This is a genomic window from Streptomyces canus, assembly GCF_030815415.1.
Lineage (GTDB): Bacteria > Actinomycetota > Actinomycetes > Streptomycetales > Streptomycetaceae > Streptomyces > Streptomyces canus_F.
Map to the genome: position 1 here is coordinate 5534450 of NZ_JAUSWW010000001.1, position 14461 is coordinate 5548910.

Below are 14461 nucleotides of genomic sequence, written 5' to 3' on the forward strand. Positions count from 1 at the left end.
ATGTAAGTGTCTCTGGCGGCAACGGCAACTTACAATCGGCGTGCTCGGGGAGGCCACTCAATTAACAGATCTCGTCAACCGTCCGCCTGCCGAGCGGAGGCACAAGCGATCGAGTCGGTGGATTACGCTCATACGCATGGCCGACGCACCGTACAAGCTGATCCTCCTCCGCCACGGCGAGAGCGAGTGGAACGCGAAGAACCTGTTCACCGGCTGGGTGGACGTGAACCTGAACGAGAAGGGCGAGAAGGAGGCGGTCCGCGGTGGCGAGCTCCTGAAGGACGCCGATCTCCTCCCCGACGTGGTCCACACGTCCCTCCAGAAGCGCGCCATCCGTACGGCACAGCTCGCGCTGGAGTCCGCGGACCGCCACTGGATCCCGGTCCACCGTTCGTGGCGCCTGAACGAGCGTCACTACGGCGCCCTCCAGGGCAAGGACAAGGCGCAGACCCTCGCGGAGTTCGGCGAGGAGCAGTTCATGCTCTGGCGCCGCTCCTACGACACTCCGCCGCCCGCGCTCGAGGACGGCACCGAGTACTCCCAGTCGGACGACCCGCGCTACGCGACGATCCCGCCGGAGCTGCGCCCGCGGACGGAGTGCCTCAAGGACGTCGTGACGCGCATGCTCCCGTACTGGTACGACGGCATCGTCCCCGACCTCCTCGCGGGCCGCACGGTCCTGGTCGCGGCCCACGGCAACTCGCTGCGCGCCCTCGTCAAGCACCTCGACGGCATCTCCGACGCCGACATCGCGGGCCTGAACATCCCCACGGGCATCCCGCTGTCCTACGAACTCGACGCCGCCTTCAAGCCCCTCAACCCGGGCGGCACCTACCTCGACCCCGACGCGGCCGCGGCGGCCATCGAGGCGGTCAAGAATCAGGGCAAGAAGAAGTAACCAGAGCTGAACGAGCCCCCTACCTGCAGGTTGTCCGCTGGTAGGGGGCTCGTTGCTGTCCTCGGGCCGTCGCTGGGCCGTGGGAGTGCACGGAACGACCTGCACGGTCAGAGACAGTGCGGACGGGGTACTACGGCGGGCACTGCCCCAACCGGAGGTGTGAAGCTTCCCCGTGATCTTGGACACTCGATGCTTACGCCACGAGGGCGTGTTGTTGTTCCAGACGCTGCCGGGTCTCCAGCGGAGTGAGGTAGCCCCAGAGCGGATGGCGGCGCAGGCGCTGCCGGTTGTAGAAGGTCTCGACGAAAGCGAAGATGTCCGCGCGGGCGCTGGCACGGTCGGGCCAGCGGCGGGTTCCGAGCTCCGCCTTCAGTAGAGCGAAGAACGACTCGGCGGCGGCGTTGTCGAAGCATGAGCCGGTGCGGCCCATGCTCTGCCGTAGTCCCAACTGGCGTATTTCACACCGTAGTTCGTCCGAGGTGTATTCACTGCCGCGGTCCGAATGCACGATGCAGCCGGGCTGGAGCCGGCCACGTCCGGCAGCCATGCCCAGTGCGTCCACGACCAAGGATGCGCGGTGGTGGTCGGCCATCGAGTAGCCGACGATCTCGCGGGTTGCGAGGTCCAGCCAGGTCGCCAGATACAGCCAGCCCTCGTCGGTGGGGATGTAGGTGATGTCGCCGACGAGCTTCACCCCGGGCGCCGGTGCGGTGAAGTCGCGGGCGATCAGATCCGGGGCGGGCACCGCCCTTTTGGCCGGGCGGGTCAGACCCTTTCGCCTGCGCCGTGTGACGCCGCTGATGCCGCGTTCACGCATGACGCGCTCGATCCGTTTGCGGTTCACGCGGTGTCCGAGCCGGCGCAGTCCGGCGTGGATGCGCGGCACTCCGTAGGCGCCGCGGGAGGCGAGGTGCAGCACGGTGATCTCGTGCGCCAGGACATCGTCCGCGGCCTGCTTCGCCCGCCTGGTCTTCTCACCGGCCAGCCATGCGTAGAAGGAGGAGCGGGCCACCTTCAGCAGCCGGCACAGCAGAGCAACATGGTGGGTGGTCTTCTCCGCCTCGATGAACGCGTACACCTGGCTCATCGATCGCTCTCCTTCGCGAAGAAGACCGCCGCTTTTCGCAGCACCTCAATCGTCTCCGCCTGCTCGGCGGCCAGCCTCCGCAACCGGCGCAGCTCTTCACGCTCGGCCGTCGTCAGCTCTCCCGGCGCCCCCTGCCCGCGGTCGATCTCATCCTGCTTGACCCAGTTCCGCAGGCCCTCGGCGCTGACCCCGAGCTGCCGGGCCACCTCGGTGACGGTCTTCCCGGAGGAACGCACGAGAGCGACTGCGTCCCGTTTGAACTCCTCCGTGTACCGCCTGCTGCGGTTGCTCTTACTTCCCACCTGGCACTACTTCCTCTGGAACTCACGTCCCAGTCTCCAGGTGTCCACGATCAAGGGGAAGGTTCAGTGAGCGTGCACCGACTCCATAGGTCTTGCCTTGGCTCGTGCAGCAAGATCCTCGAAGTAGAGCATTGCCTTGGTCGTGAGAATGCGCTCCTTGTAGATGTACGGGGCCAAGACGTCCCACATGTTCACGATGTTCAAGCCGTAGGAGCCGATGATCAGGCTCTCCTCCACTACACCGTGAGCAACGAGCTTGCCGACATCGTCATAGAAGAGGCTGACGCGGCGGATGTCGCGCTTCACTTCGGACGGCAGAGCCCTGTATCCGCGCGGTCAGTGCTACCAGGACAGCCAAGAGGTTTAGCGCGAGCGACAGGCCCATGCTTGGAGGCTAGCCATGCGGGTGGACCTCAAGAAGCTTCCACGGCAGCAGGGGCCGGATAAAGAGCAGAGACGGCTTTACGAGTGCGCTCCTGGCTCGACGGCATGAGGTGTGCGTACACGCGGAGCGTCAGGCCCGGGTCCGAGTGGCCGAGGTACTCGGCGAGAGCTTTGATGTTCTCCCCGGCATCCAGCAGCACCGACGCGTAGAAGTGCCGGAGCGCATGCATCCCGTTCTCGCGGGACTCGGCGTAGGGCTGGCCGCGCTCCGGAACAGGGATGACCCCGGCAGCGGCGAGCGCTGGTTTCCACGCCTCCTCGTTGAGCGAGGTGCGCCAGACGTGCCCACCACGGGGCCCGGTGAAGATCAGCCGATTGGTCACCGGAGGCCCGTCGGACACCTTCCACGGCAAGGTGATCTCGACTGGCAAGAACCGCTTCATGTGCTCCCGGAACGCACCGGCGACCGACCCAGGAAGCGGCACGTCCCGCAGCTTGCCGCCCTTGGGCGGGGCGAACACGGCCTTGCTCCGGCTCAGCTTCAGTTGCTGGACCACGTGGAGCGTGTCCGACTCGAAGTCGATCGCGTCGACGGCGACGCCGAGGATCTCTCCCTGGCGAAGCCCACATCCGGCGCCCAGGTCGACCATGGCCCGGTACCGCTCGGTCATGCCGGCCTGGACGGCGAAGACTCGTTCAGGTGTCCAGGGAGCGACTCGCCTGTTGTCCACGGCCGGTGGCCGAACCGATCGAGCCGCACACGGATTCCGGGGAAGATGCCCGTCGTCCACGGCTGCGCTGAGGGCGGCACGCACGTTGGAGTAGATGGTGCGGGCGTACGAGCCCCGGATGCCGTTCTCGCTCAGTTGCCGAACCCAGTCTCGGATGTGCGCAGACTGGAAGGAACCGAGCGGGCGCAATCCCAAGTACGGGAAGTCGGTCACGGACGGCGGAGGGGTCGGCGCCAGGAGGCCACCCGTGCTGACGAACGGACCCCGCCACGGCTACTGGTGCGAGTGCTGGACCCAGGACCTCACCGAGGAGGAACGGCCAACGCTCCGGGCATCCCTCGACGCTTACTCGGCTTCCCAGGCAGACAGATGGGTTGCGGTGACGCTCCGCACCATCTCTCCGGCTCTGGACTCCGACGCTTCCGACACGGCATGGGCCTGGCTCTCCCAGGGACGCATCGCAACCCGGCAAGCCCTCTTACGTTCCGAGCCCTGCACGGTCACGATCACCCATGCGCAGACCCGCCGGGTGGAGGGGGCGCCGTTCCCGACCGCGGGTCCGTTGGGACGGGAGCTGGGGCGGGTTGCTGTTAAGGAAGTGGGCGGCTAAGGCGTGCCGTTGCCCTCTCGATTACCACCCGCGAGCTGGCCCACCGTCATGACGATGATGCCGACCACCAGAATCACGTTGCCGGTCAGGGTGCCCCACAGCCGGGTATCCGAGTCGCTGATCACCAGCCCGAAGACCGCCTGCCAGCACAGCGCGAAGGCCACCACCAGCTGGCCCCAGCCATAGAGGTGAGGGCCGCGGACGTGGCGACGGTTCATGGGGAGCACCCAGCCACGGGCAACCGCCGCCACGCCGGAGGCGGCGACGAGCAGCGCCAGCAGAACAAGAGGTATGGCGAGGTAGAGCTTCATGATCCCTCCCCTGCGCGCCAGGCCCACGCCGGACGCCAGCGTGATCATGGCACCCACCGCGCCGCCCGTCCATAGGTTCCCCGCGTCCCTCATGATCGACCGTACAAGCCCCAGTACGCTGTGTTGGATTCGTCAAGAGCACCCCTCTTCACTGACACCAGTACCTGACACCAACAGGGCCAGACAGCGGGTTTTGAATGGGCCATTGAGACTCCACCGACCTCGTAGATGTCTGTGCATGGCAACGTCATCTCTCCTTGGCGTCACGTAGGGCGCAGGAAATGTTGCGGCCGGTGATCAACGGGGTGAAGCTGAGCGGGATGCACCGGATCCCAGCGAGCGCGGACGGAACCGCGCAGGTCGCGGTGCGCGAGGAGAGCGTGCGATGCGGATGATGATGAAGGCCCGCATGGACACCCAGATGTCGAATCAGGTGACGAAAGGCGGAGCGATGCCCGACTCGCTGAAGTCAGCGATCGAGCAGCTGAGGCCGGAGGCCGCCTACTTCACTCCTGAGGGCGGGCGCTCCATGATTCTCGTATTCGACATGCAGGACAGCTCGCAGTTGCCCTCCATCGCCGATCCGTTCTTCCAGGAGATGGGCGCGGAGGTCACGTTTGAGCCGGTCATGAACCTCGACGATTTGCAGAGGGGCCTTGCTGCCCTGAAGTAGCAGAGCTGACCTCAGCGCCCGCATGCCGATCCACAGAGAACTACGGATCAGAAGGTTGTGCGGGGGGTGGGTGCGGAGCCATTCGGTGTCGCGGGACCGTGCAGGTCTGGAGACTCCTATCCGGCCACCCCCCTTGGCCGCCGTGTTCCTCAGTGAGGACACTGAACCGGCCCATCCGGACCGCGGAAGCTGACAGCAGCCACTGATATCGGCCTTGGTGCCACGGTTGGCGCCGCTGGCTGACGTCCCAGATCGTGCGGCATGGCCGGAGACTGGGCGAGGCCTCCCGCCCATGGCTGAGAGACCGGCTACGAGCTGGCGGCACGGCATAGCTGAGGAAGCCGAGGAGCTTGCCGCCGGCACCTTGGACCCCGAGGGCGCCTGCATGGCAGCGCTGTACCCCGAGGGGCTGCTTGCGGCGACCGACGCAGTCCTCGACGCCTTTGAGGGTGAGCTTCCGGGACTTGGCGAGGCCGGCGATGAGCAGGTCTTTGCTGTGGTGGAACGCGTCGTCCTGGCCCTCGACGCGGTGGACGACGCCGACAACGGCGGCGCCTTCGAAACCGACGAACGAGAAGAGCTGTGCGACTACATCGACGAGTCGCTCACCGAGCACGGCGTCGATGTGGTCGCCCTGACCGCCCGCCACGGCCTCGGCCGGTGCCGGCTCACAGACAAGTGGCGGAAGTGGTAAGCCGACTCAGCCACACGATCCGCTGAGCCCAGTGAGGCCGCTCATCGATCCTTCACCCAGGTCAGCGCCCGGACCTTTCGCAAACGCTCGCAGCTTCCCAAGCTGAGGGGGTGTCACGGCAGTGGCCATGCTGGTCATCATCGCTCCCGGCCGTTCGGGGGAGACCCGCGCGGCATCGAGGACCCATCCCACCCTGCGGGGCATGCCTTGCTGGGACGAAAGGGAGACATGATGCCGCTCTATCTATCGAGGTTCAGCTACACGCCGGAGACTTGGGCGAGACTCATCGGCCACCCCGAGGACCGCGCAAAGGCCGCGCAGTCGTACATCGAGTCCGTCGGCGGCAAGCTCCACGGCTTCTGGTACGCGTTCGGCACCCGCGACGGCTACAACTTGTGGGAGGCCCCCGACAACGTCTCCATGGCCGCGGTCGCCCTGGCGATCAGCGGAGGCGGCGCGCTCAGCTCGTTCGAGACGACCGTTCTCCTGACCGTCGACGAAGCCCTGGATGCCCTGCGCAAAGCCGGGCAGATCCAGTACCGGGCCCCCGGCGCGTAGCGGTCCAGGTGGCAGGCAGCGACGAACAAGTCCCAGCTTTCGGGCCGTCCCTGGGCCGTCCGAGGCCGCTCGACAGTGGCCCATGACGACCGACGACCACCGCCAGGCGTACGAGCCCGCTGCCCCTGACCAGCAAATATCCAGCTCACCAAGATCCCCGGCAACACCCAGGGCAAGAAGAAGTAAGCCGCACGAATCAAGCCCCCTGCCCGCGGCCTTCCCGCAGGCAGGGGGTTTGTCTGTGCGGCCGGCTCGCCCGCCCCGCTAACCTGCGCGCATGACTCACCACCGAAAGGGCGATGCCGCGTAGGCGCCCCTCCGCGGTACGGGCCGCGACGCCGGTGCGGGTACGACCTTCCCGGCACCCCCGTCCACGTCCCCGTATCGGCCGGATCTCCGCGGGCTGTGCCGCCGACATCCGCAGGCTCGAACACCGACGCTTCTCGCCGGGGGACACGGACAGCGTGTTCCGGTACTGGGCCGCTCTCGCGCACGGCCCCCTCGCCCATCTGACCCGCGACGTCGACGCCTGCGGCATTGCCGGGTGCGGGTGCGACCCGGGGTACTTCCGCGACCACCTCGAACAGGTGCTCCACGCCTTGCCCACCAGGTCCGCCCGTGAACTCCGCGCCCTGCTCCACGACCTCGACGCCGTCATCCTGCGCCGGGCCCGCGTCCTGCCTTACTCCTCGCCCGACGTCCCGTGGTGGAAGGAGTGGTTCTGAGCGGGCAAGGAGTCCGTCAACCTCCGGACAACTCCCCGACCGCACGCCCGCCCCACCCCTACCGTGCGCCCCATGCGACGCGTGTGGTGGGCGGTCGGCGGCGGGTTCGCCGCGGCGGTACTGGCGGTGGGCGGATGGCTCGTGGCCGCGGACAAGGGGTATCCGTTCGCGGACGCGCGGGCCTGCGAGGGCAGCGACGTGCCTTTGGAACAGGAGCTCGACGTCGTGGGCCTGCCGATGCCGTCCGGCGCACGGGACGTCCACTACGTCACCCACCCCGCCGCCAAGGACGGAGACGTCGAGCTGGCCGTCGCCTTCCGCAGCACCGCGAGGGTGATGCGCGCCTACCTCGAACAGCACAAGATCGTGACGACCGGGTTCACCCACCTCGCCGACGGCCGTTTCCTCACCGGCGACGTCGGCACACCTCCCGCCTCCCTCGGCCTGTGCGGCGACGTCCCCGAGATCCACGCGCCCGCCGTCCTCGTCGAACAGCGGCGTGCCGACTTCGGCGGGGAGCCGGAGACCGTCGACATCGCCCTGCAGACGGACCCCGGCCGCATCGGCACCCTCCGGCCCACCACGGACGTCCTGCTCACGGTCAACCGGACCCGGGGCACCTGACCCCCGTGACGCGAAGGGCCCCGGCGCGATCACCGGGGCCCTCACCGTCGTACGACAAGAATCGCGGCGTCAGCCGCACTGGCACGGATTGCCCGACTGGCACCCGCACCCGCAGCCCGAACCACAGCCGCACGCGCCTATCAGCATCAGGTTCCTGATCTCGGCGGGCTGCTCGGTCGGGCGTTCCTGCGCGGGGTCGGGCGTGGGGGTGCTGGGGGATTCGGCCATGGGTCCCTCCTCGGGGCAAGGGTCTGACTCTCGGCACAGACCCTGTCCCCATTGCATGCCCGCCCACGAGGTCGCATCAACGGCGCATTGAGGCTTGCACGCGCCCCGAACAGGCCCCGCACACCCCCGACAGGCCTGGGGCTCAGGCCCCCTCCACCCCCGTCGCCGGCTGGATGTCCGCCTGCAGATCGTCCGCGTGCTCACCCGTCACCAGGAACACCACCCGCTTGGCCACCGACACCGCGTGGTCGGCGAACCGCTCGTAGTAGCGGCCCAGCAGGGTGACGTCCACCGCCGTCTCGATGCCGTGCTTCCAGCGGTCGTCCAGCAGGTGCTGGAAGAGGGTGCGGTGCAGCAGGTCCATCTCGTCGTCGTCCTGCTCCAGCTGGAGCGCGAGGTCGACGTCCTTGGTGATGATGACCTCCGCCGCCTTCGCCATCAGGCGCTGGGCGAGCTGGCCCATCTCCAGGATCGTGGCGTGCAGGTCGTGCGGGATGGCACGCTCCGGGAAGCGCAGCCGGGCGAGCTTCGCCACATGCTGGGCGAGGTCGCCCGAGCGCTCCAGGTCCGCCGACATCCGCAGGGAGGTGACGACGATACGGAGATCCGTGGCCACCGGCTGCTGCCTGGCCAGCAGGGCTATGGCCCGCGCCTCCAGCTCGTGCTGAAGGTCGTCCACCCTCTGGTCGGCCTCGATGACGCTCTCGGCCAGCTTCAGGTCGGAGTCGAGGATGGACGTCGTGGCGCGACCGATCGCCGACCCCACCAGCCGGGCCATCTCCACCAGACCGTCGCCGATCGAGTCAAGTTCCTCGTGGTACGCGTCCCGCATCTGGGATCCCTCTCTTACGTCTGCCTCGGGGGTTCCGGGGGCCAGAACCAGCCACCGGAAACATCCGACGACCGGCGCTGTGAACCCCACGCTCCCACGTTCGGCCCTGTACGCGTCGATTTCCGTCACCCCAAATGAACCATCACTGGCTCCTAGGTGAACTCTGGGCGACGAGTGTTCGAGCTCGCACCTCGAAGGCTGTGGCCAGGAGCGATCCCATGCCTAACCTGGACGCATGGACGTGAACGCGGCGGTCGCCGCAGTGGCAGCGATCGCCGGAGCACTCACCGGCGTGATCGCCATGCTGGCGTTCCGCTTCAGCGAGCGGGAACAGAAGCGACCCACCCGTACCTCGCTGCACACCGACCCGGTGCTGCCGCCGGGCGTGGACACCGTCCTGTCCGTCCTCCGCTCCTCCGCGGTCGTCCTCGACGAGGCCGACGGTGTCGTCAAGGCCAGCTCGGCCGCCTACGCCCTCGGCCTGGTCCGCGGTGGCAAGCTCGCCGTCGAGCCCATGCTGCTGATGGCCCGCGACACCAGGAGAGACGGAGAGATACGACAGGTGGAACTGGATCTGCCGAGAAGGGGAACCGGACGCGGCGAGGCCCTCGCGGTCTCCGCCCGTGTCGCCCCCCTCGGCTCGCGGCTGGTTCTCCTCCTGGTCGAGGACCTCACCGAGGCCCGCCGCATCGAGGCGGTACGCCGCGACTTCGTCGCGAACGTCAGCCACGAGCTCAAGACCCCGGTCGGCGCCCTCTCCCTGCTGTCCGAGGCTGTCATGGACGCCTCCGACGACCCCGAGGCGGTGACACGCTTCGCCGGCCGCATGCAGATAGAGGCGACCCGGCTGACCAACCTGGTCCAGGAGCTCATCGACCTCTCCCGGGTCCAGAACGACGACCCCCTGGAGGACGCCGAACCCGTCCGTATCGGCGAACTCGTCGCCGAGGCCATCGACCGCTGCCGCCACCAGGCAGGCGCCAAGCAGATCACCATGGCCGCCGGCGGCACCGCAGACCTCAGCATCTGGGGCAACCGCGGCCAGCTCGCCGCCGCCCTCGGCAACCTCGTCGAGAACGCCGTGAACTACTCCCCGGCCCGCACCCGCGTCGGCATAGCCGCCCGCCGGGTCACCGCGCCCGGCGGAGACCTCATCGAGATCGCCGTGACCGACCAGGGCATAGGCATCTCCGACAAGGACAAGGAGCGCATCTTCGAGCGCTTCTACCGCGTCGACCCGGCCCGCTCCCGTGCCACCGGCGGCACCGGCCTGGGCCTGGCGATCGTCAAACACGTGGCCGCCTCCCATGCCGGGGAGGTCACGGTGTGGAGCTCGGAGGGACAAGGCTCCACGTTCACCCTGCGGCTGCCGGAGGCGGGGGCTGCCCGCGACCGCGCACATCACCCGGCCGACCTCGATGACGAGGACGGACCCGACCCATCCCCGTACGAACCGCTTCCCGCCCCGGAGGTCCTTCCGTGACCCGAGTGCTTGTCGTCGAGGACGAGGAGTCCTTCTCCGACGCCCTGTCGTACATGCTCCGCAAGGAGGGCTTCGAGGTCGCGGTCGCGACCACGGGCCCCGACGGCCTCGACGAGTTCGAGCGCAACGGCGCCGACCTCGTCCTCCTCGACCTGATGCTGCCCGGCCTGCCGGGCACCGAGGTCTGCCGTCAGCTGCGCGGCCGCTCCAACGTGCCCGTCATCATGGTCACCGCCAAGGACAGTGAGATCGACAAGGTCGTCGGCCTGGAAATAGGAGCCGATGACTACGTCACCAAGCCCTTCTCGTCCCGCGAACTCGTCGCCCGTATCCGGGCCGTCCTGCGCCGCCGCGGCGAGCCCGAGGAGGTCAGCCCCGCCGCGCTGGAGGCCGGTCCGGTCCGTATGGACGTGGACCGTCACGTGGTCACGGTCTCCGGCTCCAAGGTCGACCTGCCCCTCAAGGAGTTCGACCTGCTGGAGATGCTCCTGCGCAACGCGGGCCGCGTCCTGACCCGCATGCAGCTCATCGACCGCGTCTGGGGCGCCGACTACGTCGGCGACACCAAGACCCTCGACGTCCACGTCAAGCGCCTCCGCGCCAAGATCGAACCGGACCCGGGCGCCCCCAGGTATCTGGTGACGGTCAGGGGTCTGGGCTACAAGTTCGAGCCGTAGAGCGACCCGGCTGGTGAGCCGACGGACGGAGTCCGGCGCAGCACTCCGAAGCCCGCGTAGCGGTGCGAGGGGTGCGTCGAGGATGGTGCTCGAACCGGACCCGGGCGCCCCCAGGTATCTGGTGACGGTGCGTGGGCTGGGGTACAAGTTCGAGCCGTAAGCCGTACGACGACGAAAGGGCGGGGCCTCCGAAGAGGTCCCGCCCTTTCGTCTGCGACGAACCAGTCGTCGTACGACCGCTCAGTGCCCGGCGGCAGCGCTCTCGGTCGGCGTGGCGGAGGCCGATGCCGCGTCGGTCGCGGTCTCCGTCGCCGAGGGCGAGGCCGTGCCGGTGGCCGACCCGGTCGGGGAGGGCGAGGTGCTCCCGCCCGTGCCCGGCGCCTCGGGCATCTCGGTGGGGCCCCACTTCTCGAAGAAGCTCTTGGCCGGCACCACGAAGGCCCGCAGGCTCACGTCACCGGTCTTGCTGAAGCTGAAGGTGATCTTCTGCGCGTTGCCGTCCTGGATCGCCTCACGGCTGCTGGGCAGGACCGCGGAGGCGTTGCCCTCACCGCCGATGACGAGGGAGCCGCCGGCCGGGATGGTCAGCTTGCCCTTCCCCTTGGCGGCGGCGAGCTCGGCGGTCTTGCCGGCGTCGGCCACGGTGACCGAGTCCAGCGTCTCGGCGGTGGGGCCGTTGTTGAACAGGGTCGCGGAGATCACGGCCGGACCCGTCGACTCCAGGTCGGGCTGGGTGATGACGACAGCGTTCTGGATCTTGATGTCACCGACGGAGGTGGCCGCGTTGTCCGGCTTGACCTCCAGGGTCTGGGCGTTGTTGCCGGCCGCACACGCGGAGAGCGAGGCGATCGAGAACGCGATGGCGGCGGCCGCGAGGCCACCGCGTCGAAGGCTGCTGCTCACGGGGGCGGCAACTCCTTGACTCGAACGGAGCGGGCGCATAAAGCCGCCCTAAGTGTCTGTCAGCGGGCCTTAGGTTACCGAGCCGTTCCCGCGTCACCGCACCCGACCCTCCCCAACGGGCCGTCTTCCGCACCGCAGGGGCTAGTCACCACCCCCCCACAAGTGACCCACGGGCCACTTTGAGCCGCACTCGTCCGCCATTCACATAAGAGGCCTCCACGCCCCTCGCAAATCTTCCGTGAAGGAAATCGCGATCGCCCACGAAATTGATCACGGGCTGATCCGGTGGGCGCTCACGATTGCGAGTGATCAATTCCGGAAACGGCGCGGAAGCGACTCCGGGGCACCGAACGGAGTAGCGGAAGTCGCACACACGGAACCAGACATATGGGGACGTTCGTCTACACTGAAGGGCCTCCGGATGTGTGTAACGTACGCGTTTCACCTCCCCCGGAGAGCCGCTCCGACCTGCGAATACCTTCTTCCGCTCGGCCCGCGCAGCACGTTCCTGTTGTTGTTGTCAACCCCCGAGATATGCCCTGACCTGCGAAAACGCCATTCAGAACCCGCAGTTTCCGTGTTACCCTGGATAGCCACGGAAGGGGTACCTGTCACATGACGTTCAAGGTTGGCGACACCGTGGTCTATCCCCATCACGGGGCCGCGCTGATCGAGGCTATCGAAACTCGCCAGATCAAAGGCGTGGACAAGACCTACTTGGTGCTGAAGGTCGCCCAGGGTGATCTGACGGTACGTGTGCCAGCGGACAATGCGGAGTTCGTCGGCGTGCGTGATGTGGTCGGTCAGGACGGACTGGACCGGGTCTTCGAGGTGCTGCGCGCGCCGTACGCCGAGGAGCCCACGAACTGGTCGCGTCGCTACAAGGCAAATCTGGAGAAGCTCGCCTCCGGCGATGTCATCAAGGTCGCGGAAGTCGTGCGTGACCTGTGGCGTCGTGAGCGTGAGCGCGGACTTTCCGCAGGTGAGAAGCGCATGCTCGCCAAGGCCCGCCAGATCCTGGTGAGCGAGCTCGCCCTCGCGGAGAACACGAACGAAGACAAGGCCGAGGCCCTGCTCGACGAGGTCCTCGCGTCCTGACGACGCACGCTGCCGCCAGACCCGGCTCAGCACATTGCCGCGTTCTCTGAAGAGGGAAACGCTGCAAAGAAATGCCGCGGTGCCCGATGACGTATCCATTGTCGCCGGGCGCTGCGGCATGTTCACGCCCGGACGCCGATCTGTCCTGCTAGGGCCCACGCTGTCCCGGCGCTCACATCTTCGGGGGCGAGCCCCGATACTTGGCGTGCCGGGCCCGGGCAGCAGGCTCGACCGGCGTCACGGAAGGGTCCGGTCAAGGCGTCGCGCCCGGCACGCTGACTGGCCTACCCACCTTGGCCGAGCACACAAACCTGACAGGAACCGATGTCTGACGATTCGCGTCCTTCGCGCGCCGAAGTCCGTACGGCGGTCGTGATTCCCGCCGCCGGCCGGGGCGTACGCCTTGGCCCGGGCGCCCCCAAAGCGCTCCGCGCGCTGAACGGCACCCCCATGCTGATCCACGCGGTCCGTGCGATGGCCGCGTCCCGCGCGGTCTCCCTGGTCGTCGTCGTGGCACCGCCCGACGGCGCCGCCGAGGTCAAGAGCCTCCTCGACGCCCACGCCCTGCCCGAGCGCACCGACTTCCTGGTCGTCCCCGGCGGCGAGGAACGCCAGGACTCCGTGAAGCTCGGCCTGGACGCCCTGCCACCGGACTACGACATCGTCCTCGTCCACGACGCGGCCCGCCCGCTGGTCCCCGTGGACACGGTGGACGCGGTCATCGAGGCCGTACGCGAGGGCGCCACGGCCGTCGTGCCCGCACTGCCCCTCGCCGACACCGTGAAGGAAGTCGAACCGGCCACGGTCCCGGGCGACCCCGAGCCCGTCGTCGCCACCCCGGAGCGCGCCCGCCTCCGCGCCGTCCAGACACCCCAGGGCTTCGACCGCGCGACCCTGATCCGCGCCCACGAGACCGTCACCGGCAACGTCACCGACGACGCGAGCATGATCGAGCAGCTCGGCGAGACCGTCGTGGTCGTCCCCGGCCACGAGGAGGCCTTCAAGGTCACCCGCCCCTTGGACCTGGTCCTCGCGGAGGCGGTCCTGGCACGCAGGAGGCTCAACGATGGCTTCTGACGCCTTTGCGGGGACGCCGCTGCCGCAGGTCGGCATCGGCACCGACATCCACGCCTTCGAAGAGGGCCGCGAGCTGTGGTGCGCCGGACTGAAGTGGGAGGGCGAGGGCCCGGGCCTGGCCGGTCACTCCGACGCCGACGTCGTCGCGCACGCCGCGTGCAACGCGCTGTTCTCGGCGGCGGGCCTCGGTGACCTGGGGCAGCACTTCGGCACGGGGCGCCCCGAGTGGTCGGGTGCGTCCGGGATCACCTTGCTGACGGAGGCGGCCCGGATCGTGAACTCCGCGGGCTTCCGGATCGGCAACATCGCCGTACAGGTCGTAGGACCGCGGCCGAAGATCGGCAAGCGCCGCGACGAGGCCCAGAAGATCCTCTCGGAGGCGGCCGGAGCGCCGGTGTCGGTGTCGGGCGCGACCACGGACGGACTGGGGTTCCCCGGCCGCGACGAGGGCCTCATGGCGATCGCCACGGCGCTGGTCGTACGGGTCGGCTGACCGACAACGTCACGAAAACGTCCCCTTGAGCAGAACGCGCGCACCGCACTACCCGGGGCCCACTACCCTTGTC

Annotated in this window: 18 protein-coding genes and 2 pseudogenes; 12 read left to right on the forward strand and 8 right to left on the reverse strand. The window is 68.2% G+C overall.

From position 1 onward, the window contains the following. Window positions 1–136: 136 nt before the first annotated feature. Window positions 137–898 (forward strand): phosphoglyceromutase, encoded by a 762-nt coding sequence (locus QF037_RS25725; RefSeq protein WP_046258768.1) that lies wholly within the window; start codon window positions 137–139, stop codon window positions 896–898. A 193-nt stretch (window positions 899–1091) separates the two neighbouring features. Here the strand turns inward: QF037_RS25725 and QF037_RS25730 are convergent, their stop codons facing one another. From QF037_RS25730 to QF037_RS25745, 4 genes and pseudogenes are all read right to left on the reverse strand, one after another. After that, window positions 1092–1985, reverse strand: coding sequence for an IS3 family transposase (locus QF037_RS25730; RefSeq protein WP_307027911.1), 894 nt, complete (start codon window positions 1983–1985; stop codon window positions 1092–1094). Next, on the reverse strand, window positions 1982–2287 hold the full coding sequence (locus QF037_RS25735) for a transposase (RefSeq protein WP_075033595.1): 306 nt from the start codon (window positions 2285–2287) through the stop codon (window positions 1982–1984). Before QF037_RS25735 ends, QF037_RS25730 begins: the two co-directional genes overlap by 4 nt. Window positions 2288–2350: 63 nt before the next feature. After that, window positions 2351–2593: a DUF4760 domain-containing protein gene (locus QF037_RS25740; RefSeq protein WP_307029031.1), complete on the reverse strand. Its 243-nt coding sequence runs from the start codon at window positions 2591–2593 to the stop codon at window positions 2351–2353. 107 nt (window positions 2594–2700) lie between these two features. Next, window positions 2701–3606 (reverse strand): annotated as a pseudogene (locus QF037_RS25745) (tyrosine-type recombinase/integrase); the annotation flags it as partial. Window positions 3607–3649: 43 nt separating this feature from the next. On the opposite strand from QF037_RS25745, the pseudogene QF037_RS25750 reads away from it, so the two are divergent. Beyond that, window positions 3650–3928: pseudogene (locus QF037_RS25750) on the forward strand (hypothetical protein); the annotation flags it as partial. Between the two features lie 80 nt (window positions 3929–4008). Here QF037_RS25750 and QF037_RS25755 read toward each other — a convergent pair. After that, window positions 4009–4371: a hypothetical protein gene (locus tag QF037_RS25755; RefSeq protein WP_307029033.1), complete on the reverse strand. Its 363-nt coding sequence runs from the start codon at window positions 4369–4371 to the stop codon at window positions 4009–4011. 337 nt (window positions 4372–4708) lie between these two features. Between QF037_RS25755 and QF037_RS25760 the strand changes: the two genes are divergently transcribed. The 5 genes from QF037_RS25760 to QF037_RS25780 all read left to right on the forward strand — a co-directional run bounded on the left by QF037_RS25760 (window position 4709) and on the right by QF037_RS25780 (window position 7597). Next, window positions 4709–4996, forward strand: a complete 288-nt coding sequence (locus QF037_RS25760; RefSeq protein ID WP_307029035.1) for a DUF3303 family protein — start codon at window positions 4709–4711, stop codon at window positions 4994–4996. A 292-nt stretch (window positions 4997–5288) separates the two neighbouring features. Then, a complete protein-coding gene (locus tag QF037_RS25765) occupies window positions 5289–5690 on the forward strand; it encodes a hypothetical protein (protein WP_307029037.1) in 402 nt (133 codons plus the stop codon). Between the two features lie 231 nt (window positions 5691–5921). Further along, window positions 5922–6248, forward strand: coding sequence for a GYD domain-containing protein (locus QF037_RS25770; protein ID WP_307029039.1), 327 nt, complete (start codon window positions 5922–5924; stop codon window positions 6246–6248). A gap of 299 nt (window positions 6249–6547) precedes the next feature. Next, on the forward strand, window positions 6548–6973 hold the full coding sequence (locus QF037_RS25775; RefSeq protein ID WP_307029041.1) for a hypothetical protein: 426 nt from the start codon (window positions 6548–6550) through the stop codon (window positions 6971–6973). Between the two features lie 72 nt (window positions 6974–7045). After that, window positions 7046–7597 carry a hypothetical protein gene (locus QF037_RS25780; RefSeq protein ID WP_307029043.1) on the forward strand — a complete coding sequence of 184 codons (552 nt, stop codon included), beginning with the start codon at window positions 7046–7048 and terminating at the stop codon, window positions 7595–7597. 69 nt (window positions 7598–7666) lie between these two features. On the opposite strand, the gene QF037_RS25785 is transcribed toward QF037_RS25780, so the two are convergent. Together QF037_RS25785 and phoU are read right to left on the reverse strand one after the other, a co-directional pair. Continuing rightward, window positions 7667–7825, reverse strand: a complete 159-nt coding sequence (locus QF037_RS25785; protein WP_307029045.1) for a hypothetical protein — start codon at window positions 7823–7825, stop codon at window positions 7667–7669. Between the two features lie 142 nt (window positions 7826–7967). Further along, window positions 7968–8657 carry a phosphate signaling complex protein PhoU gene (gene phoU / locus QF037_RS25790; RefSeq protein ID WP_307029047.1) on the reverse strand — a complete coding sequence of 230 codons (690 nt, stop codon included), beginning with the start codon at window positions 8655–8657 and terminating at the stop codon, window positions 7968–7970. Between the two features lie 235 nt (window positions 8658–8892). On the opposite strand from phoU, the gene QF037_RS25795 reads away from it, so the two are divergent. After that, entirely contained in the window at window positions 8893–10140 is a 1248-nt protein-coding gene (locus QF037_RS25795; protein ID WP_307029049.1) for a sensor histidine kinase, read from the forward strand. Further along, window positions 10137–10817 (forward strand): response regulator transcription factor, encoded by a 681-nt coding sequence (locus QF037_RS25800; RefSeq protein ID WP_266890667.1) that lies wholly within the window; start codon window positions 10137–10139, stop codon window positions 10815–10817. Before QF037_RS25795 ends, QF037_RS25800 begins: the two co-directional genes overlap by 4 nt. A gap of 240 nt (window positions 10818–11057) precedes the next feature. Here the strand turns inward: QF037_RS25800 and QF037_RS25810 are convergent, their stop codons facing one another. Further along, on the reverse strand, window positions 11058–11720 hold the full coding sequence (locus QF037_RS25810) for a DUF461 domain-containing protein (RefSeq protein ID WP_307029052.1): 663 nt from the start codon (window positions 11718–11720) through the stop codon (window positions 11058–11060). A 615-nt stretch (window positions 11721–12335) separates the two neighbouring features. Between QF037_RS25810 and QF037_RS25815 the strand changes: the two genes are divergently transcribed. From QF037_RS25815 to ispF, 3 genes are all read left to right on the forward strand, one after another. Next, on the forward strand, window positions 12336–12818 hold the full coding sequence (locus QF037_RS25815) for a CarD family transcriptional regulator (RefSeq protein ID WP_003953493.1): 483 nt from the start codon (window positions 12336–12338) through the stop codon (window positions 12816–12818). A 324-nt stretch (window positions 12819–13142) separates the two neighbouring features. Further along, complete coding sequence (gene ispD / locus QF037_RS25820; protein WP_307029054.1) at window positions 13143–13895, forward strand: 2-C-methyl-D-erythritol 4-phosphate cytidylyltransferase; 753 nt, start codon at window positions 13143–13145, stop codon at window positions 13893–13895. Then, the gene (ispF, locus tag QF037_RS25825; RefSeq protein WP_266825412.1) at window positions 13885–14388 is read left to right on the forward strand and encodes a 2-C-methyl-D-erythritol 2,4-cyclodiphosphate synthase; all 504 of its coding nucleotides are present in this window, start codon (window positions 13885–13887) and stop codon (window positions 14386–14388) included. Before ispD ends, ispF begins: the two co-directional genes overlap by 11 nt. The last annotated feature ends 73 nt before the right edge of the window (window positions 14389–14461 follow it).

Excerpts from the sequence above, each read along its gene's own strand:
- QF037_RS25725 (WP_046258768.1), top strand. The coding sequence starts at position 137 with ATGGCCGACGCACCGTACAAGCTGATCCTCCTCCGCCACGGCGAGAGC.
- QF037_RS25730 (WP_307027911.1), bottom strand. The coding sequence starts at position 1,985 with ATGAGCCAGGTGTACGCGTTCATCGAGGCGGAGAAGACCACCCACCAT.
- QF037_RS25755 (WP_307029033.1), bottom strand. The coding sequence starts at position 4,371 with ATGATCACGCTGGCGTCCGGCGTGGGCCTGGCGCGCAGGGGAGGGATC.
- QF037_RS25760 (WP_307029035.1), top strand. The coding sequence starts at position 4,709 with ATGCGGATGATGATGAAGGCCCGCATGGACACCCAGATGTCGAATCAG.
- QF037_RS25765 (WP_307029037.1), top strand. The coding sequence starts at position 5,289 with ATGGCTGAGAGACCGGCTACGAGCTGGCGGCACGGCATAGCTGAGGAA.
- QF037_RS25770 (WP_307029039.1), top strand. The coding sequence starts at position 5,922 with ATGCCGCTCTATCTATCGAGGTTCAGCTACACGCCGGAGACTTGGGCG.
- QF037_RS25775 (WP_307029041.1), top strand. The coding sequence starts at position 6,548 with ATGCCGCGTAGGCGCCCCTCCGCGGTACGGGCCGCGACGCCGGTGCGG.
- QF037_RS25780 (WP_307029043.1), top strand. The coding sequence starts at position 7,046 with ATGCGACGCGTGTGGTGGGCGGTCGGCGGCGGGTTCGCCGCGGCGGTA.
- QF037_RS25785 (WP_307029045.1), bottom strand. The coding sequence starts at position 7,825 with ATGGCCGAATCCCCCAGCACCCCCACGCCCGACCCCGCGCAGGAACGC.
- phoU (WP_307029047.1), bottom strand. The coding sequence starts at position 8,657 with ATGCGGGACGCGTACCACGAGGAACTTGACTCGATCGGCGACGGTCTG.
- QF037_RS25795 (WP_307029049.1), top strand. The coding sequence starts at position 8,893 with ATGGACGTGAACGCGGCGGTCGCCGCAGTGGCAGCGATCGCCGGAGCA.
- QF037_RS25815 (WP_003953493.1), top strand. The coding sequence starts at position 12,336 with ATGACGTTCAAGGTTGGCGACACCGTGGTCTATCCCCATCACGGGGCC.
- ispD (WP_307029054.1), top strand. The coding sequence starts at position 13,143 with ATGTCTGACGATTCGCGTCCTTCGCGCGCCGAAGTCCGTACGGCGGTC.
- ispF (WP_266825412.1), top strand. The coding sequence starts at position 13,885 with ATGGCTTCTGACGCCTTTGCGGGGACGCCGCTGCCGCAGGTCGGCATC.